General features: G+C 74.0%; 15 protein-coding genes. 6 read left to right on the top strand and 9 right to left on the bottom strand.

Annotation, left to right across the window (positions count from 1 at the left end; all coding sequences use genetic code 11):
* The first annotated feature begins 92 nt into the window (after nucleotides 1-92).
* A complete protein-coding gene (locus tag ACFQTY_RS16310; RefSeq protein ID WP_263730150.1) occupies nucleotides 93-323 on the top strand; it encodes a PTS glucose/sucrose transporter subunit IIB in 231 nt (76 codons plus the stop codon).
* Between the two features lie 14 nt (nucleotides 324-337).
* On the opposite strand, the gene ACFQTY_RS16305 is transcribed toward ACFQTY_RS16310, so the two are convergent.
* Entirely contained in the window at nucleotides 338-1,555 is a 1,218-nt protein-coding gene (locus ACFQTY_RS16305; protein ID WP_378102594.1) for a mechanosensitive ion channel family protein, read from the bottom strand.
* A complete protein-coding gene (locus ACFQTY_RS16300) occupies nucleotides 1,552-3,717 on the bottom strand; it encodes a prolyl oligopeptidase family protein (RefSeq protein WP_378102592.1) in 2,166 nt (721 codons plus the stop codon). The genes ACFQTY_RS16305 and ACFQTY_RS16300 overlap by 4 nt, the downstream gene beginning before the upstream one ends.
* Before the next feature lie 80 nt (nucleotides 3,718-3,797).
* Between ACFQTY_RS16300 and malQ the strand changes: the two genes are divergently transcribed.
* The gene (malQ, locus tag ACFQTY_RS16295) at nucleotides 3,798-5,933 is read left to right on the top strand and encodes a 4-alpha-glucanotransferase (protein WP_378102590.1); all 2,136 of its coding nucleotides are present in this window, start codon (nucleotides 3,798-3,800) and stop codon (nucleotides 5,931-5,933) included.
* 103 nt (nucleotides 5,934-6,036) lie between these two features.
* Here the strand turns inward: malQ and pepN are convergent, their stop codons facing one another.
* Nucleotides 6,037-8,631 (bottom strand): aminopeptidase N, encoded by a 2,595-nt coding sequence (gene pepN / locus ACFQTY_RS16290; RefSeq protein WP_378102587.1) that lies wholly within the window; start codon nucleotides 8,629-8,631, stop codon nucleotides 6,037-6,039.
* 256 nt (nucleotides 8,632-8,887) lie between these two features.
* Between pepN and ACFQTY_RS16285 the strand changes: the two genes are divergently transcribed.
* The gene (locus tag ACFQTY_RS16285; protein WP_378102584.1) at nucleotides 8,888-9,544 is read left to right on the top strand and encodes a hypothetical protein; all 657 of its coding nucleotides are present in this window, start codon (nucleotides 8,888-8,890) and stop codon (nucleotides 9,542-9,544) included.
* A gap of 47 nt (nucleotides 9,545-9,591) precedes the next feature.
* Here the strand turns inward: ACFQTY_RS16285 and ACFQTY_RS16280 are convergent, their stop codons facing one another.
* Nucleotides 9,592-11,580 carry a M13 family metallopeptidase gene (locus ACFQTY_RS16280; protein WP_378102581.1) on the bottom strand — a complete coding sequence of 663 codons (1,989 nt, stop codon included), beginning with the start codon at nucleotides 11,578-11,580 and terminating at the stop codon, nucleotides 9,592-9,594.
* Between the two features lie 81 nt (nucleotides 11,581-11,661).
* On the opposite strand from ACFQTY_RS16280, the gene ACFQTY_RS16275 reads away from it, so the two are divergent.
* Nucleotides 11,662-12,114: a ribose-5-phosphate isomerase gene (locus ACFQTY_RS16275; protein WP_378102579.1), complete on the top strand. Its 453-nt coding sequence runs from the start codon at nucleotides 11,662-11,664 to the stop codon at nucleotides 12,112-12,114.
* A 7-nt stretch (nucleotides 12,115-12,121) separates the two neighbouring features.
* Here the strand turns inward: ACFQTY_RS16275 and ACFQTY_RS16270 are convergent, their stop codons facing one another.
* Nucleotides 12,122-13,390, bottom strand: a complete 1,269-nt coding sequence (locus tag ACFQTY_RS16270; protein ID WP_378102577.1) for a GNAT family N-acetyltransferase — start codon at nucleotides 13,388-13,390, stop codon at nucleotides 12,122-12,124.
* A 101-nt stretch (nucleotides 13,391-13,491) separates the two neighbouring features.
* Between ACFQTY_RS16270 and ACFQTY_RS16265 the strand changes: the two genes are divergently transcribed.
* Together ACFQTY_RS16265 and ACFQTY_RS16260 are read left to right on the top strand one after the other, a co-directional pair.
* On the top strand, nucleotides 13,492-14,646 hold the full coding sequence (locus ACFQTY_RS16265) for a PP2C family protein-serine/threonine phosphatase (protein WP_378102574.1): 1,155 nt from the start codon (nucleotides 13,492-13,494) through the stop codon (nucleotides 14,644-14,646).
* Between the two features lie 3 nt (nucleotides 14,647-14,649).
* The gene (locus tag ACFQTY_RS16260) at nucleotides 14,650-14,991 is read left to right on the top strand and encodes an MGMT family protein (protein ID WP_378102571.1); all 342 of its coding nucleotides are present in this window, start codon (nucleotides 14,650-14,652) and stop codon (nucleotides 14,989-14,991) included.
* A gap of 26 nt (nucleotides 14,992-15,017) precedes the next feature.
* Here ACFQTY_RS16260 and ACFQTY_RS16255 read toward each other — a convergent pair whose 3' ends face one another.
* The 4 genes from ACFQTY_RS16255 to ACFQTY_RS16240 all read right to left on the bottom strand — a co-directional run bounded on the left by ACFQTY_RS16255 (nucleotide 15,018) and on the right by ACFQTY_RS16240 (nucleotide 18,993).
* A complete protein-coding gene (locus ACFQTY_RS16255; protein WP_378102568.1) occupies nucleotides 15,018-16,091 on the bottom strand; it encodes an LLM class F420-dependent oxidoreductase in 1,074 nt (357 codons plus the stop codon).
* A gap of 97 nt (nucleotides 16,092-16,188) precedes the next feature.
* Entirely contained in the window at nucleotides 16,189-16,845 is a 657-nt protein-coding gene (epsC, locus tag ACFQTY_RS16250; protein ID WP_378102565.1) for a serine O-acetyltransferase EpsC, read from the bottom strand.
* A 61-nt stretch (nucleotides 16,846-16,906) separates the two neighbouring features.
* Nucleotides 16,907-17,842, bottom strand: a complete 936-nt coding sequence (gene cysK / locus ACFQTY_RS16245) for a cysteine synthase A (RefSeq protein ID WP_378102563.1) — start codon at nucleotides 17,840-17,842, stop codon at nucleotides 16,907-16,909.
* Between the two features lie 416 nt (nucleotides 17,843-18,258).
* On the bottom strand, nucleotides 18,259-18,993 hold the full coding sequence (locus ACFQTY_RS16240) for a GntR family transcriptional regulator (protein ID WP_291762015.1): 735 nt from the start codon (nucleotides 18,991-18,993) through the stop codon (nucleotides 18,259-18,261).

Below are 18,993 nucleotides of genomic sequence, written 5' to 3'. Positions count from 1 at the left end.
TGACGACAGGGACCGCTCGCACGTGCGGCGATACGCTGGTCCGACGCCGGCCCTCGCCGTGACGGATGCGGCGGAGCGACTGAGGGAGACCGATGAGCAAGGCGGAGCAGATCCTGGCGGCACTCGGTGGCAGCGCCAACGTGGTGGACCTGGAGCCGTGCATCACCCGGCTGCGCGTCGAGGTCACGGACACCCAGCAGGTGGACGAGGCCGGTCTGCGGGCCAGCGGGGCGTTCGGCGTCGTGCGGTCCGGCAAGGTGGTCCAGGTGATCGTCGGCCCCGAGGCGGACTCGCTCGCCGCGGAGCTGGACAGCCTGCGCTGACGGGGCCCGCCCGCTCAGCGCGTCGGGCCCTCCGGCGGCTGCTGGGCGGCGTCTGACGTCGACCCGGTCGGCTGCGGTTCGACGACCTCGTCCACCGGGGTGCGGTGCGGGTCCCGGGCCGTGGCGTCGGCGTCCGCCCCGGCGGGTGACGGCTGCTGGTCGGCCGCGGCGGAGGGGCTGCCCGCGTCGCCTGCCGGGTCCGTGGCTCCGGGCCCGGTGGCCGCGCTCCGCGCCGCGAGCCGTGCGGCCATCGCGTCGCGCTGACCACCGAGCGGCACGTCGTTGCGCTGCAGCACGTCGCGTGCCGCGCGTCGCAGCCGCCGGGCGACCTCCCACTGGCGGGCGGGCGCGGTGCGCACCGTCAGCTGCAGGGTGACCGCGTCGGCGCTGAGCCGCTCGATCCCGCGCACGGAGGGCTCGCCCTCCACCCAGTCCCGAACGTGGGGATCGGCGACCACCTGTGCGGCGGCCTGCTGCAGCAGCGACCGGACCTGGTCCAGGTCCTGGAAGTAGTCGACGTCGATCTCCACCGTGGCGGTGGCCCAGCCCTGCGTCTTGTTGCCCACGCGGACCATCGAGCCGTTCGGGACGTACCAGAGCGTGCCCTCGGCATCGCGCAGCCGCGTCACGCGCAGCCCGACCGCCTCGACGGTCCCGGTCGCCGGGCCGACGTCGACCACGTCGCCCACGCCGTACTGGTCCTCGACCAGCATGAACAGCCCCGTCAGCGTGTCCTTCACCAGGCTCTGCGCACCGAAGCCGACCGCCACGCCGACGATCCCCGCCGAGGCGATGAAGGGTGCCAGGTTCACGCCGAGCGCGTCCAGCACCAGGAACACCGCCATGGCGCCGACGACGAGCCCGGCCGTGGAGCGCAGCACCGAGCCGATCGTGCGCGCGCGCTGCGCGCGCCGGGCTCCCGCGACCGGGTTGGTGCCGAGCAGCGCGGCCGCCCGTTCCGACTCGCCGAGCGACCGCAGCGTGGGGATGCCCTTGGCGATGTGGTCGGTCAGCGTGTTGATCAGCACGCGCAGCACCACGAGCACCACGCCGGAGATCACCAGGATCAGCAGGATCCGCAGCGGGACGCCGGTGAACCAGTGCCACCAGCTGCGTGCCGAGGTCGGGTTGGTCGGCAGCAGCGCGGGCTCGGTGCTCTGGCTCGGGTGCGGTGCCGGCGTGGCGGCCGCGAGCCAGGGGACGGTCGCCAAGCGCTCGACGAGCGGCCTCATGCGAGCAGCCCCGTCCGGTCCGCGACGAACTGCAGCTCTTCGGTGGTCAGTCCGATGCTGCGCGACAGCGACCTGCCGCCGTGCCCCACGCCCGTCTCGCGGCGGACCAGCACCGGCGCCTCGTCGGGCGCGGCGCTGGTCGCAGCCTGCAGGGCGGCGGCGAGCTTGCGGGCGTGCAACGGGTCCACGCGGCTGTCTCCTTCGAAGACGGTGAAGAGGGTGGCCGGGTAACGGGTACCGGGGACCACGCGGTGGTAGGGGGAGTACCCGAGCAGCCAGTCGAGCTCCTCCGGCACCTCCGCGTCCCCGTACTCCTCGGTCCATGTGCGGCCGAGCCCGAACAGCTGGTACCGCACCATGTCGAGCAGCGGCGCCGAGCAGACGGCCGCGGCGAACAGGTCGGGCCGTTGGGTGACCGCGGCGCCGACGAGCAGGCCGCCGTTGGAGCCGCCCCAGCACGCCAGCTGTGCGGCCGTCGTCCACCCCGTCGCGACCAGGTGCTCCGCCACGGCGTGGAAGTCGTCGAACACGTTCTGCTTGTGCTGCCGCATGCCGGCGCGGTGCCAGTCCTCGCCCTCCTCACCGCCGCCGCGCAGGTTGGCCACGACGTAGGTGCCGCCGGCCTCGACCCACGCCAGGGTGGTGGCCGAGTACGCCGGGTCGAGGCTGACCTGGAAGCCGCCGTACCCGTACAGGACGGTCGGCGCGGGTGTGCGGGGCCGGCCCGCCTCGTCGACCGCGTCGGCGCGGGTCACGACGAAGGCGCGCACCACCGTGCCGTCCCGGCTGGGCACCTCGAGGCGTCCGACGTGCACCGCCGGCAGGTCCGGGGGAGTGCCCGGCGGGGCGGCCCACAGGCTCGTGGCACCGGTGCGGCCGTCGTACACCTGCACGCTCGGCACCGTGGTGTGGTCCGTGTAGGAGAACCAGACCTCGGGGCCGCCGTCGCGCCGGGCGACGAGCCCGGACACCGACCCGAGCCCCGGCAGCGGGACCTCGCCGAGCCGGGCGCCCGTCACCGGGTCGTGCCGGCTGACCTCGGAGACGGCGTGGCGCCGCCAGGACGCGAGCAGGGCGGTCGGCACGGTCTGGTCACCGCCTCCGTCGAGCAGCGCGACGTCCTCGAGCACCGCCTCGTCGTCCTGCGCGAGGAGCGTCCGCCACGTGCCGACGCCGGGGTCCTCCGGTCGTGTCACGGCGAGGCGGCCGCGAGGGGCGTCCAGGTCCGTCAGCACGTAGAGCAGACCGTCCCGGCCCACCCGGGCGCCGACCTGTGCGTCGTGCCCGACGGCCACCTCCCGCAGCTCCGGCACCGGGCCGGCCGAGAGGTCGCCGATCCAGACGTCGGTGCGCGGAGCCGTGCCCGCCGACGCGGAGACCAGCAGCCACCGTCCGTCGCGGGACACCGACACGCCGTAGTAGTTGGTCGGCTCCAGGCCGGCCCCGAACACCTCGACGTCCTGGTCGGCGTCCGTGCCGACGCGGTGCAGCCACACCCTCCGGTGGAACGCCCGCTCGTCCGCCGGCACCAGCTCGGGCGCCAGCCGGCGGACGTAGTAGAACGCCGAGTCGCCGTCCGGGTCGGGGACCCAGGCGACCGGCGAGTACCGCGCCCGGTCGACCGGGCCGTCCACCAGCTCGCCGCTCTGCACGTCCAGGACGAACAGGACGCTCTCCTCCGTGCCGCCGGACGAGATCTGGTACGCGAGGAGCCGTCCGTCCGTCGACGGCTGCCAGGCGTCCAGCGTCGTCGTGCCCTCGGGGTCCAGCGCCATCGGGTCCACCAGGACGCGCTCGCGGGCGCCGCCGTCCGGCGCCGGCTCCGCCACGACCACCACGGCGTGCTCCGCCCCCGGCTCCCGGCGGGTCTGGAACCGCAGGTCGCCCCTCCAGACCGGGGTGCCGACGTGGCCAGCCCCCAGCAGGGACCGCATCCGCTGGTCCAGCGTGCCGGCGGCGAAGGCCGTGCCGGCCGCCCGCTCCACCAGCTCGGCGCGGTAGGCGGCGTACACCGCGTCCTGCGCGGCCGACCACTCCCGGGTCGACGCGTCGTTCGGGTCCTCCAGCCAGCGGTACGGGTCCGCCACGGGCCGCCCGTGCAGCACGTCGACGACGTCGTCCACGCGGGCGGGCGGGTAGCGCAGGCGGAGCGAGGAGGCCATGACCCGACAGGCTACGCAGGCCACGGCGGCCGCCGCGTGTGGCCGGGTCGCGCCGCACCGGCTCTGGCAGGATCGGTGCCGTGCCAGACGAGACCGACCGCCCAGCCGAGCCGCTGCTGCGCCTCGCGGCGGCCTACGGGGTGGTCCCCGACTACCGCGGGCACGACGGGCTGCACCACTGGGCCTCCGAGGCGACCCTCCGCGGTGTGCTCGCGGCCCTGGGTGTCGACGCGTCCTCGCCGGAGCGGGTGGCGCTCGCCGTCGCGCACGTCGAGGACATGCCGTGGCGCCGCGTGGTGCCGCCCGTCGTGGTCACCCGCAGCGGGCGCCAGGCGCACGTGCCCGTGCACGTGACGGACGGCGACCCGGTCCGCGTCTGGCTCGCGCTGGACGAGGAGACCGGCGGGGGCCGGCTCGAGCTGACGCAGATCGACGTCTACGTCGAGCCGCGGGTGGTGGACGGTCGGCGCGTCGGACGGGCGACGTTCACCCTGCCCGCCGACCTCCCGCTGGGCTGGCACGAGCTGCACGCCGAGGGACCGAGCGCGGGTGCGCACTGCGCCGTGGTGGTCACCCCGGACCGCCTGGAGCTGCCCGCCGCACTGGCCGGTCGGCACACCTGGGGCTACATGGCGCAGCTGTACTCCGTGCGCTCGCGGGCGTCGTGGGGCATCGGCGACCTCGGCGACCTGGCGGAGATCGGCTGGCTCGGAGCGAAGCGGTGCGGTGCCGACTTCGTCCTGGTCAACCCGCTGCACGCCGCCGAGCCGGCCGGGCACATGACGCCGAGCCCGTACCTGCCGACCTCCCGGCGCTTCATCAACCCGGTGTACATCCGCGTCGAGGACGTGCGGGAGACGGCCTACCTGTCGGCCGCCGACCGCGCGCTGGTCGAGTGGGCCGCCGAGCCGGTGCTGGCGCTCGACGCCGATCCGGGTCCGATCGACCGGGACGCGGCCTGGACCGCGAAGAAGGCGGCGCTCGAGGTGGTGTTCGCCGCGCCGCGGTCCGCCGCCCGGCAGCAGGCGTTCGACGACTTCGTCGCGGAGCAGGGCGCAGGCCTCGAGACGTTCGCGCTGTGGTGCGCGCTGTGCGAGCGGTACGCCGACCAGCCGCGGTGGCCGGCCGAGGCGCTCGACCCGTCGTCCGAGCTGGTGAAGGCCGCGAGGACCGAGCTCGCCGAGCGGATCGTCTTCCACGAGTGGCTGCAGTGGGTGGCTGACACCCAGCTCGCGGAGGCGCACCGCGCCGCCCGGTCCGGTGGCATGGCGATCGGCGTCATGCACGACCTCGCGGTCGGCGTGCACCCGGAGGGTGCCGACGTCTGGGCGCTGGGCGACGTGCTGTCGTCCGGCGCGACCGTCGGGGCACCCCCGGACATGTACAACCAGCAGGGGCAGGACTGGTCGCAGCCGCCGTGGCGGCCGGACGCCCTGGCTCGTGCGGCCTACCGGCCCTACCGCGACATGCTGCGCACCATCCTCCGGCACGCCGGGGCGCTGCGGATCGACCACGTGATCGGCCTGTTCCGGCTGTGGTGGGTGCCCACCGGCATGTCGGCCGCCGAGGGCGCGTACGTCCGCTACGACCACGAGGCGCTGGTCGGCATCCTGGCGCTCGAGGCGCACCGCGCCGGCGCGCTCGTGATCGGTGAGGACCTCGGCACGGTGGAGCCGTGGGTCCGCGACTACCTGTCCGAGCGCGGGATCCTCGGCACCTCGGTCCTGTGGTTCGAGCAGGACATGCACGGCAACCCGGTGCCCCCGGAGCACTACCGTCGGCTGGCGCTGGCCACGGTGACCACCCACGACCTGCCGCCCACCGCCGGCTACCTCGCGGGCGAGCACGTGACGCTGCGCAACCGGCTGGGCCTGCTGACGGCGCCGGTGGAGCAGGTCCGCGCCGAGGCCGAGGCGGAGCGCAACCGGATGCTGACCGCCCTCCGGCAGCGCGGCATGCTCGGCGACGACCCGTCCGAGCGGGAGATCGTCGAGGCCCTGCACCGCTGGGTGCTGGCCACTCCGGCGGCGCTGATCGGGGTGTCCCTGGCGGACGCGGTCGGGGAGCGGCGGGCGCAGAACCAGCCGGGCACCGACACGGAGTACCCGAACTGGAAGATCCCGCTGACGGACAGCTCCGGGGCCGTCGTGCTGGTCGACGACCTGTTCGACAACCAGCGGCTGCTCTCGCTCGCGGCCGTGATGAACGGCCGCTGATCGGCCACTGATCGGCCGCTGGGCCGGTCGCTGGGCCGGCCACGGACGAGCTCGGCCCGTGGCCGGCCCACCGCGACGGCGGGACGGCCACGGGCGCTGGGCGTCAGCTGCGGCGGTCCGCCTCCTGCGCCGCCAGGGCGCGGCGCACGCCGTCGCGGTTCTCCGACACGATCCGGCGGAGCGCCGGGGCGGCGTCCGGGTGGGCGCCGAGCCACGCGTCGGTGCGGGCCAGCAGGTCGACGTCCGCGTGGCCGACGAGCTCCACCGGGTAGAGGCCGAACACGATCGTCTGCGCGATCTCGTTGGTCCGCGTGCGCCACACCTCCTCGATCGCCTCGAAGTAGCGGTCGACGAAGGGCACCAGCAGGTCCACGTCGTGCACCCGGCCGAAGCCGGCGATGGTGGCGGCCTGCACCGCGTTCGGCAGGTCGTCCCGGTCCACCACCGAGGTCCAGGCGGACTCCTTCGCCTCGGCGGTCGGCACGGCTGCACGGGCCGCGGCGGCGGCACGCTGACCGGTGGCCGTCGGGTCGGCGGCGAGCTGGGCCGCGATGTCAGGCTCCCCGGCGCGGCCACCGGTGACGAGCGAGCTGAGCAGCTCCCAGCGCAGGTCGGTGTCCACCGACAGGCCCGGCAGGTGCAGCCGGCCGTCGAGCAGATCCGTCACCAGGCTCAGCTGGGCCTCGGTGACGGCGCGGGCCGCGAACGCCTTGACCAGCTGGAGCTGCAGGTCCGAGCCGGCGGCGGCGGCCCGGGCCAGCTCGAGCAGCCGGTCGGCCGCGGCGGCGGCCGTCGCACCACGGTGCTCCGGGGCGACGTAGAGGTCGAGGGCCGTGGTCAGCTGGCGCAGCAGGACGAGCACCACCGACGAGTCCGTCTCGTGCGCGAGGTTGCCCAGCACCAGGTCGATGTAGCCGCGGGCCGGGGTCTCGCCGTCCCGGGTGGCGTCCCACGCGGCCGCCCAGACCAGCGTGCGGGGCAGCGACGCGTCGAACGCGGCCAGGTGCTCCGTGGCGAAGGCGAGCGACACCGGGTCGAGGCGCGTCTTGGCGTAGGCGAGGTCGTCGTCGTTGACCAGCAGCAGGTCAGGACGGTGCTTCCCGACCAGCTCCGGGACCGGGGTGCTCGGCCCGTCGACGTCGAGCTCGATGCGCGTGGTGCGCACCAGCCGGCCCGACGCGTCGAGGTCGTAGCCGCCGACGGCCAGGCGGTGCGGACGCTGCACGGGGTGCGTGCCCGGAACCTCCTGCAGCACGGCCGCGGCCGTGATCACACCGTCGTCGTCCACCTCGATCGCCGGCCGAACCAGCGTGACCCCGGCCTGCTCCAGCCACAGCCGCGACCAGGCGCTCAGGTCCCGGCCGCTCGTGACCTCCAGCTCGCTCAGCAGGTCGCGCAGCCGGGTGTTGCCGTAGGCGTGCTTCGCGAAGTAGGCCCGCACACCGGCGTCGAACTCCTCCTCGCCCACCCAGGCCACCAGCTGGCGCAGCACGCTCGCGCCCTTGGCGTACGTGATGCCGTCGAAGTTCACCTCGACGTCCTCGAGGTCACGGATGTCCGCGGCGATCGGGTGCGTGGACGGCAGCTGGTCCTGCCGGTACGCCCAGCTCTTCTCCAACGAGGAGAAGGTGGTCCAGGCGCTGGTCCACGGCGTGACGGTGGCGGTCGCGCGGGTCGACTGGAACTCGGCGAACGACTCGTTCAGCCACAGGTCGTCCCACCACTGCATCGTGACCAGGTCGCCGAACCACATGTGGGCCAGCTCGTGCAGGATCGTCACGGCGCGGCGCTCGACGGTCGCGTCCGGCACCTTGGAGCGGAACACGTAGGTCTCGACGAAGGTGACGCAGCCGGCGTTCTCCATCGCGCCGGCGTTGAACTCCGGGACGAACAGCTGGTCGTACTTGGCGAACGGGTACGGCGTGCCGAACGTCTTCTCGTAGAACGCGAAGCCGGCGCGCGTGATGTCGACGATGTTGTCGATGTCCAGGTGCTCGGCCAGCGAGGCGCGGCAGTAGACCCCGAGCGGGATGGTGCGCCCGTCGATGCTGGTCAGCTCCCGGTGCTCACCGTGGTACGGGCCGGCCACGATCGCCGTGATGTACGACGAGATGCGCGGTGTCGTCTCGAACTGCCACACCGCGATGCCGTGGTCGGTGCCGCCGTTGCGGTTCACGCCGCCCTCGATGCGGACCGGCTGGCCGACCGCGGGCCCGTTGGAGACGACAGTCCAGTGCGCCGGCGCCGTGACGGTGAACGTGAACGTCGCCTTGAGGTCCGGCTGCTCGAACACCGCGAACACCCGCCGGCTGTCGGCCACCTCGAACTGGCTGTACAGGTAGACCTCGTCGTCCACCGGGTCGACGAACCGGTGCAGGCCCTCACCGGTGTTCATGTACGCGCAGTCCGCCACGACCACCAGCTCGTTCTCGGCCGCCAGCCCGTCCAGCCGGATCCGCGAGTCCGCCACCACGTCGGCGGGATCGAGGCCCCGGCCGTTGAGCACCACCTCGCGCACCGTCGGCGCGATCAGGTCGATGAAGGTCGACGCACCCTCGGTGGCCGTGAACCGCACCGTGCTGCGGGACAGGAACGTGCTCGGGCCCGTGGTCAGGTCGAGAGCCACCTCGTAGCTGGCGGTCTGGACGAGGGAGGCGCGCTGGCGCGCCTCGTCACGGGTCAGGTTCTGTCCGGGCACGTGCGACTCCTGCGGGATGTGCCGACCGATCGGGCCGGCGCGGAGGCCGCGGGTGGCGGCCGCGGACGATCATGGCACGCGACCCGTGCACACGGCCTGCGGGCGGTGCCGAGGTGCGCCGGGCCCCTGCGGGCAGGCAGACTCGAGCCGAGTCAGGCCAATTGCGACAGATCGGAGCCCGTGTGCCCGCTCGTGCCGAGACGACGCCCGTCGGTGCCCGGACCAGGACCGTCCGTACCCGGACCAGGTGCGTGCCGTGAGCGCCGGGCGTCCGGACCAGAATCGGCTGATCCGCATCCTCGTGGCCGTGGACGCGGTGCTGGTCGGTGCCTTGGTCATCGCACTGGTGGTCACGGGGCTCAACCGGGGGGACCGGACCGGCACCGCTGCCACCACCGGCAGCTCGGTGGGCGGTTCGGCCTCGGCTGCCCCCAGCGGTTCGGCGTCCTCGGGCCCGGCGCACTTCCGGCTGCCGAGCGGCAACATCGCCTGCACGCTGACCGCCGACTCGGTGACGTGCACCATCGCCAACGCGACCTTCACCGTGCCGCCGGTCGCCGGGTGCACCGGCACCGTCGGGCACACGGTGGTGCTCGACGCCCACGGTGTCGCCACCCCCTGCGAGACCGGGCCCGCTCCGGGACCCGCGGGCGAGGACGTCCCGACGCTGCCCTACGGGAGCTCGAGCACGCTCGGGGGACGGACGTGCACCAGCGCGACGGACGGGGTCACGTGCACCGACGCGCGGGGCGTCGGCTTCCGGCTGGCACGCGAGTCCCTCACGCTCCTCCCGCAGGGCACGGCACCGTCCGCGACCGCCGCACCGTCCGCGACCACCGCGTCCAACGTCACCAGCGGCGGCCCGGCGGCCGGTCCGGTGGGCGGCAAGGGGAAGGGCAAGGGCAAGGGCTGATCCGCGGACCGGCCCCGCCCGTCACCAGATCCCGTCCCCAGCTCCCGTCACCAGATGCTGACGCGCTCCTCCGGCGGCAGGTACAGGCCGTCGCCCGGCTGGACGTCGAACGCCTCGTAGAACGCGTCGAGGTTGCGGAGGACGCCGTTGCAGCGGAACTGCTCGGGGCTGTGCGGGTCGACGGCCAGGCGCCGGATCACCTCGGCGTCGCGGCCCTTGGACCGCCACGCCTGCGCCCAGCCGATCAGCACCCGCTGCACGCCGGTGAGCCCGTCGATGACCGGCGCCTCCTCCAGCGGTCGACCGAGCGCGATCCGGTACGCCTTCAGCGCGATCGCCATGCCGCCGAGGTCGCCGATGTTCTCGCCGATCGTCAGGGCGCCGTTGACGTGGTGGCTGCCGTCCAGCTGGGCGGGGGAGTACCCGTCGTACTGGTCGACCAGGGCCTTGGTGCGGGCCTCGAACTCGGCGCGGTCCTCGGCGGTCCACCAGTCGGCGAGCCGGCCGGTGCCGTCGTACTTGCTGCCCTGGTCGTCGAACCCGTGGCCGATCTCGTGGCCGATCACCGCGCCGATGCCGCCGTAGTTCACCGCGTCGTCCGCGTCCGCGTCGAAGAACGGCGGCTGCAGGATGGCGGCGGGGAAGACGATCTCGTTCATCCCGGGGTTGTAGTAGGCGTTGACCGTCTGCGGCGTCATGAACCACTCGTCGCGGTCGATCGGCTTGCCGATCTTGGCCAGCTCCCAGTCCTGCTCGAAGGCGGACGCCCGGCGGACGTTGCCGACCAGGTCGTCCGCGCGCACCACCAGGTCCGAGTAGTCCCGCCACCGCACCGGGTAGCCGATCTTCGGGGTGAACGCGTCGAGCTTGGCCAGCGCCTTCGCGCGGGTCTCCGCCCCCATCCACTCCAGGCCCGAGATGGACTCCCGGTACGCATCGACCAGGTGGCCCACCAGGGCGTCCATCCGCGCCTTGTGCTCCGGGGGGAAGTGCCGGGCGACGTACTGCTTGCCGACGGCCTCGCCCAGCACACCTTCGACGAAGGAGACGCCGCGCTTCCAGCGCTCGCGCTGCTCCTGGGCGCCGGTCAGCGTGCGGCCGTAGAAGTCGAAGTTCGCCTGGCTAAGCTCGTCGGTGAGGAAGGCGGCGCGGGCGCTGACTGCGTGGAACGCCATCCAGTCCTTCCAGTCCGCCAGCGGCTCCGTCTCCCACAGCCCGGCGAATCCGCGGGCGAAGTCCGGTTCCCGGATCACCAGGTCGTCCATCGAGCCCTCCGGCGCGCCGAGCGCACGCGCCCAGGCGTGCCAGTCGAACTCGGGAGCCTCGTCGGCGAGGTCGGCGAGCGTCGTCGCGTTGTAGGTCAGCTCCGCGTCACGGTCCTTGACGACGTCCCAGTGGTGCGCCGCGAGCGCCGTCTCGAGAGCGACCACCCGGCCGGCGCGCTCGTCCGAGTCCGCCTGGTCGGACGCCACGCCGCCGAGCAGCAGCATGCGGGCGACGTGCGGGCGGTACGCCTCGAGGAAGGTGGCGTACTGGGGGTCGCGGTAGTACGCCTCGTCCGGCAGGCCGAGCCCGGACTGCGTCAGGTGCACGACGTAGCGGTCGGGGTTCCTGGCGTCGTTGTCGACGAAGAACGCCACCGCGCCGCCCGCGCCGGTGCGCTGCAGGGCGCCGAGCGCGCCGGTCAGCTCCGCCTGCGTGCTCGCCTGCTCGATCAGCGCGAGGTCGGTGCGCAGCGGGGCCAGCCCGGCGGCCTCGATCGCCTCCGTGTCCATGAAGCTGGCGAAGGCGGCGCCGACCTTCGCGGCATCGTCGTCCTGCTGCTGCCCGGCGGCGACCTGCTCGCCGAGCTCGGTGATGATGTCGCGGACCTGCTCCTCGGAGCGGTCACGCAGCGCGCGCAGCACGCCGTCGGACGCGCGGTCGGCTGGGATGGTGTGGGAGGCGATCCAGCGTCCGTTCACGTGGGCGAACAGGTCGTCCGCGGGACGGGTGGCCGGGTCGAGGGCGGTGACGTCGATGCCGCTACGGGTCATGGGCGCCAGCCTACGGACCGGCACCGACGGGACGGCGGACGCGGCCCGTCGGGCGGCGCACGGGGCTGGCAGGATGACGCCATGCGCATCCACGTCGCCTCCGACCACGCCGGCTTCGAGCTGAAGAACGCGGTCGTCGAGCACCTGAGCGCGGCCGGCCACGAGGTCGTGGACCACGGCGCGCACACGTACGACCCGCAGGACGACTACCCGTCGTTCTGCTTCGAGGCCGGTGAGGCCGTCGTCGCCGACCCCGGTTCGCTCGGGGTGGTGATCGGCGGCTCGGGCAACGGTGAGCAGATCGCCGCCAACAAGGTGACGGGCGTCCGCGCGGCCCTGACCTGGAACGACGACACCGCCCGCCTGGCGCGGCAGCACAACGACGCCAACGTGGTCGCGATCGGTGCCCGTCAGCACTCCGTGGACGATGCCCTCGCGCTGGTCACGCTGTTCGTCGACGAGCCGTTCTCGCACGACCCGCGCCACCAGCGCCGCATCGACCAGCTCGCCCAGTACGAGCGCGACCGCGGCTGACCGCAGCTCAGAAGGTCCAGCTGCACAACGGCGCGACCGGCCACCCGAACGCCGCGGCGGCGGGCACGCCGGCACCGGGCGTGCGCTCCTCGACCAGCCCGGCGGCGACCAGGCCGGCCAGCGACCTGCCGCCGAGGTAGGCGGCGCCGAGCTCACGGACGTCGACCCGCAGCTGCGCGTCCTGGTCGGTGCGCTCGACGGCGAGCGCCCACGTGCCCTGCTCGTCGACGCTGTGCGACCGCAGCCGCCACCGGCCCGCGTTCGCTGGGACCAGGGCGTCGGTCACCTCCAGGACGGTGTCGAGCGGCGCCAGGTAGCGGCGTCCGGCCAGCGCCGTCGGCAGGTCGAGGAGCCGCACCCACAGGTTGTCCTCCAGCCGGGGGCGACCGGGGCGCTGGTCGACGAGCAGCGAGAGCAGAGGGTCGTCGAGGGCCAGCTTCGGCGTGCTGACGCTCGAGGTGAGGTCCAGGTCGAGGAGGAACGACCACAGCCGGTGCGTCGCCGGTGCGTCCAGCGCGACGGCGGCGAGCACGTCCACCGGGAACTCGGGCCCCGCCTCGGTCCACCGGGACGTCCGGCGCAGCAGCGCGAAGCCGCGCGGTTCCCCACCGGGGGCCCGCACGGTCGCCAGCTGCATCGGCTCGCCCCCGGCGCGCCACTGCGGCGGGTCGACCAGGATGCGCCGGCGCAGGGCGGGTGTGCTGCGCACCACCCAGCCGGGCCTCTCGGCACCTGCCGCGACGTGCAGCCGGTCGACGAGGTCCTCGTGCAGGTCGGCGTCCGCCGTCGCGAGCTCGACCGTCAGGGCCTCCGATCCTGGGACGGGACGCAACGCGGCCCTGCGGGGGAGGGTCAGCCGGACCGCATCCGCCGCGCAGCCGTAGCCGAACCGGCCGTAGATGCCCTGCTCGGCCGCGAACAGCGCCGACACGGGCTCGCGCCGGGCCAGGGACCTCTCGACGTGGGTGGCGATCATCGACGTGAGCAGTCCCCGCCTGCGCTCGTCGGGACGCACCCCGACCCACGTCAGGCCCGCGCAGGGCACCACGCCGCCCGGCACCGGCAGGGTGAACGGGTACGAGCCGTGCACGGCCGCGAGCCGGCTGCCCGGCCCCTCCACCGCCATCGCGCGGTCGAAGGGAACGGTGAACGGCACCTGGGCGTCGACCTCGGGGTCCGGGGGCCAGGCGAAGGCCAACCGGTCCACCGCCCGGAACTCCTCCTGGCGGTCCTCGCCGATCTCGATCGTCCTGTAGCCGTCGGGCAGCCTCGTCATGGTGCCCATGCTGCCGGGCGCCCCCGTGCCGCGGCACGGTCTTTGCCGGTCGACCGGCGGATCGTCGGGCCACCGTCGGTACGCCCGGTTAGCCTTCGCGCATGACGAGCAGCCCCGACCGACGCGCCGGCGACGACGTGCCGGGCGGGCCGGGCGCTCCCGTCTCCGGCCGACCCGCGCGCGGCCGGGCCGCATCCGGTGGCTCCGGCGGGCTGGAGCACAGCCTCGGTCGGTGGGCCCGACGGCCGCAGGCCGTCCCCGGGGTGGTCCTGGCGGCGCTCGCGGTGCTGCTGGCCCTCGGCATGTGGGACCGACCGGAGTGGGTGGCGCCCTCGGCATTCCTGCTCCTGCTGCTGGTCGCCGTGTTCGTGCTGCGCTGGCTCGCCCTCGTGGTGATCGCCGCTCTGGTCAGCGTGCTGGCGCTGACGCTGTGGGCGATGGGCTCGCAGACGATGACGCCGGGGACGATCGTGGTGCTCGCCGCGGCAGTGGGTGCGGTGCTGATCTTCGGCCGCAGCCGCGAGCGGCTCGGTCTGCAGGGGGCGCCGAGCGGCCTGATGCTGGTCGACCTGCGGGACCGGCTCGAGGCGAACGGCCACATCCCGCCGCTGCCGGCCGGCTGGCGGGTCGACGCCGTGGTGCGGTCGGCCCACCAGGACGCGTTCTCGGGGGACTTCGTCGTCGCGCGGGCGCCCGCCGACGACGTCCTCGAGGTGGTGCTGGTCGACGTCTCGGGCAAGGGTCAGGCCGTCGGGGTGCGGTCGCTGCAGCTGTCGGGCGCACTGGCCGGGCTGCTCGGCGCGATGGCACCGGCCGACTTCCTGCCGGCGGCGAACTCCTACCTCCTCGGGCAGGGCTGGGACGACGGGTTCGCCACCGCTGCCCACCTGGCGCTGGACCTGCGCACCGGGGCCTACCAGGTGGCCACCGCCGGCCACCTGCCCCCGGTGCAGCTGCACGCCGGGTCCGGGCGGGTCAGCGTGGTGGACACCGTCGGTGCACCGGTCCTCGGTGTGACGCCGGACTTCCGGTGCCAGGCCCGCACCGGCACCCTGCAGCCCGGTGACGCGCTGCTGCTGTACACCGACGGCCTGGTCGAGACCCGCGGCGGTGACCTGGACCAGGGCATCGACCGGCTGCTCGGCGTCCTGGAGCAGCTGGTGTCCACGGGGCGTGGCGGGGCCGACGCGGTGCTCGCGGCGGCGCGCCGCCAGGAGGACGACGACCGGGCGCTGGTGCTGGTGCAGCGGGCCTGAGCGATGGACGACGACTACCTGGAGCAGGTGCTCGACCTGGTCGCCGCCGTGCCGGCGGGCCGTGCGGTCACCTACGGCAGCGTGGCCGAGGTGCTGCGGGACCGGTTGGGCCGCGGCGGCCCCCGGCAGGTTGGTCAGTTGCTCGCGCACGCCGGCGGGGGAGTGCCGTGGTGGCGAGTCGTCAACGCCGCCGGGTCGCCGCCCGCCCGGCACGCCACCGAGGCGCTCGACCGGCTGCGCGCCGAGGGCACCCCGCTGGTCGCGGACGGTACGCGGGTCGCGCTGCGCCGCGCGCTGTGGTGGCCCGAGGACGAGGCGTTCGACGACGCGGCAGAGCCGCGCTGAGGGCAGCCGGATCGCCCCGAGGCGCGCTATGCGTCCCGGGAGTCGTCGACGGCGGCGCTCACCGTCGCCCCGAGAGCCTCGGCGACCCGCGGGAGGTCTCGTGGATCGGTCTGCAGCAGCATCGTCGTCACCGCGGTCTGCTGCCAGGCCCCGAGCTGGTCGCGCAGGTCGTCCGCGGTGCCCACCAGCGCGACGTCCCGCACCAGCTCGGTCGGCACCGCAGCGGCGGCACGGGCGCGGTCTCCGGCGAGGAAGTGCGCCGCGATCTCGTCGAGCGCCTCGGCGTACCCGAGCCGTGCCAGCGCGTCCCGGTGGTAGTTGGCGCCGCGGGCGCCCATGCCACCCGCGTACAGCGCGATGAAGGGCCGCACGGCGTCGGCCGCCTGCTCGACGTCCGGCCCCAGCACCGCCGGCACGGTCGCCGTCACCTCGAAGCGCTCGCGGGGGCCGGGGCCGACGGTGCGGCGCGCGAAGCCGTCGTCGAGCAGCTGGCGGAACTCGTCGTCCAGGCGCGGGGCGTAGAAGAGCGGCAGCCAGCCGTCGGCGATCTCCGCGGTGAGCGCGATGTTGCGGGGGCCCTCCGCCGCGAGGTGGATGGGCAGGTCGGCGCGCAGCGGGTGCACCGTCGAGCGCAGCGGCTTGCCGAGGCCCATGCCCTGGTCCGCCGGCAGGGGCAGGCGGTAGAACTCGCCGTCGAACGTGACCGGCGCCTCACGGGCGAGCACCTGGCGCACCACGGCGACGAACTCGCGGGTCCGGGCCAGCGGCTTGGGATAGGGCTGCCCGTACCAGCCCTCCACCACCTGGGGCCCGGACACGCCGAGCCCCAGCACGAACCGGCCGCCGGACAGGTGGTCGAGCGTGAGGGCAGCCATCGCCGTGGCGGTCGGGGTGCGGGCGGAGATCTGCGCGACTGCCGTGCCGAGCCGCACCCGGGTGGTCGCGGCACCCCACCAGGCGAGCGGCGTGAACGCGTCCGACCCGTAGGCCTCTGCCGTCCACACCGAGTCGAAGCCCAGCCGCTCGGCGGTCAGCACCGCCTGCTGCGCGCCCTGCGGAGGTCCCGCGGACCAGTAGCCGGTGTGGTAGCCCAGCCGCACGGGAACCTCCGATTCGACGTCGCCGCGCCGTCGCGGCTTCCGTGCCGGTCAGGCTACGGCCCGCACCGGCCCGCCCGGCCTTCGGCGCGGTGGTCCGTCAGATGTAGATCGCCGGGTCGTCGACCTCGGGGTCGAAGCTGTGCGCCACCTTGGGCAGCCGGACCTGCGCCGGCACGCCCACCGCGATCGCACCGGCCGGCACGTCGTGCACCACCACGGCGTTGGCGCCGATCTGGGCGCCGTCGCCGATCCACACCGGTCCGAGCACCTTGGCGCCCGCCCCGACCACCACGCCGTCACCCAGCGTGGGGTGCCGCTTGCCGTGCCGCATCGTCTTGCCGCCCAGCGTGGAGCCGTGGAACAGCACGACGTCGTCGCCCACCTCGGCCGTCTCGCCGACCACCACGCCCATGCCGTGGTCGATGAACAGCCGGCGTCCGATCCGGGCGCCGGGGTGGATCTCCACGCCGGTGGCTGCGCGGGCCGCCTGAGAGAGGAGACGAGCCGCGAGCCGGAGCCCGGGCTCCTGCCACATCCGGTGCGCGAGGCGGTAGACCCAGACTGCGTGCACGCCCGGGTAGCCGAGCGCCACCTCGAGTCGGCTGCGCGCCGCGGGGTCGTGGTGGTGGGCGGCCTCGAGGTCCTCCCGGAGGACCTCGAGCAGCGGTCGGTGGTGCGCGGCGGTGGACGGCCGCGCACCACCGACGACCCGTCCGCGCGCCGGTGCGCCGTGGCTGCCGAGCAGTGCGGTCATGGACAGGCTCCCGGTGGATCGGTCGGACGGATGGGGACGAGCAGCGAGCCGGCGACCCGGCTCAGTCGAGCAGGTCGGCGTACAGCACGGTGGACAGGTACCGCTCGCCGAAGCTGGGGATGATCGTGACGATCAGCTTCCCCTTGTTCTCCGGACGGTTGGCCACCTGGATCGCCGCGGCGATCGCGGCGCCGGAGGAGATGCCGACCAGCAGGCCCTCCTCCTTCGCCGCACGGCGGGCGTAGGCGATCGCCGTGTCGCCGTCGATGTCGATCACCTCGTCGTACACCGAGGTGTCGAGCACCTCGGGCACGAAGTTGGCGCCCAGGCCCTGGATCTTGTGCGGACCGGGCTCGCCACCGTTGAGGATCGGGGACTCCTTGGGCTCGACGCCGATGATCTGCACGCCGGGCTTGCGCTCCTTGAGCACCTGGCCGACGCCGGTGATGGTGCCGCCCGTCCCGATGCCCGCGACCAGGATGTCGACCTCGCCGTCCGTGTCCGCCCAGATCTCCTCGGCGGTGGTGCGGCGGTGGATGGCCGGGTTGGCCACGTTGGCGAACTGGCGCGCCAGCACCGCGCCGGGGCGCTCGGCGGCGATCTCGTTCGCCTTGTTCACCGCGCCCTTCATGCCCTCGGAGCCGGGCGTCAGGATCAGCTCGGCACCGTAGGCGCGCAGCAGGGCGCGCCGCTCCTTCGACATCGTCTCGGGCATGGTCAGCACCACGTGGTAACCACGTGCGGCGCCGACGAACGCGAGCGCGATGCCGGTGTTGCCGCTGGTCGCCTCGACGATCGTGCCGCCGGGCTGCAGCTCCCCGGACTCCTCGGCGGCGTCGACGATGGCCACGCCGATGCGGTCCTTCACCGAGCTCGCGGGGTTGTAGAACTCGAGCTTGCCGACGATCTGTGCGGGCGCGCCGTCCGTGATCTTGGTGATGCGGACCAGCGGGGTGTTGCCGATGAGCTGCGTGGCGTCGTCGTAGATGCGGGACATGGTTCCTCTTCGTCGGTCTGGTGGAAGCACGGGCCGGGCAGGACGTTCACCTCGAGCCAGCCCGGTGCACGCGGCGTCGGCCACGGCAGCGGGGGGCGGGGTCGTCCGACGAGGCGAGCGCTGGCCGACCGGGTGGTCCGGGTTCCCGCCGTCGGGCAGGAGGCAGCCAGCGCTCTACCGACAGCGACAGGTGCGGGCCGACGAGGCCGCGCAAGAGCGCCCTGACGGGCGCACGGCGAGGGTGGTCGGCGCGTGCTGCACGCTGATCGGCCTCCCTCGCTCGGCGGACGGCTGACCACCGAGGGGTGGTACTCCTGGTCCGCGACGCCATGACGGTAGCCGCAACCGCGAGACCGGCGCAAAGATTCCCGACCGGTGAGGCGGTCGGCCGCCGTCGGCGACGAGGGTGTCGTGGGTCAGAGGTCGTAGTCGAACGTCAGCCGGAGCCGGTCGCCGCGGAAGACGATCGAGGAGTACTCGAACGGGCGCTCGTCCGCGTCGGCGTTGACGTCGTGCAGCAGCAGCGCGGGGTCGCCGCGGTGCATGTCCAGCTGCTTGGCCTCGTTCGCGCTCACCGCGACGGCCTCCAGCTGTTCGTGCACGTGCCGCATGGGCAGCCCGTAGCTCTTCTCGAGCACGACGCACAGCTGTTCGGAGACGACGTCGTGCTGGTCGAGGTCCGGCGCGAGCGCGGCCGGGATGTGGGACCGGTGCAGGCTGATCGGCTCGCCCTGCACGGACCGCACGCGGACGATCACGTAGACCTCGTCGCCGCGGGCGAGCCGCAACCGGTCCCGCACCACCGAGGTGGCGGCCTCCCGGTCGAACGAGACGAGTCGCGTGGTGGTCGAGTAGCCCAGGGCTTCCAGCTGTTCGCGGATGCCGCGGTAGGCGGGGGAGACGGCGCTGATCTTGGTCGGGGCGACGTAGGTGCCCTTCCCCGGGACGCGGAGCAGCAGACCGTCGTTGACGAGCTTGGTCAGCACGCCGCGGACCGTCATGCGGCTGAGCCCGTACATCCGGTTCAGCTCGTTCTCCGACGGGATGCGCTGGTTGGGCAGCCACTCTCCGCCGGTGATCTTGCCGGACAGGATCTGCTCGAGCTGGACGTAGAGCGGCACCGCCGAGTCGCGCTCGAGCACCTCGGTCAT

Source organism: Cellulomonas sp. T2.31MG-18 (assembly GCF_964266755.1).
Lineage (GTDB): Bacteria > Actinomycetota > Actinomycetes > Actinomycetales > Cellulomonadaceae > Cellulomonas.
The sequence above is the reverse complement of the archived record's forward strand: the minus strand, read 5'-3'. Positions and strand labels throughout refer to the sequence as shown.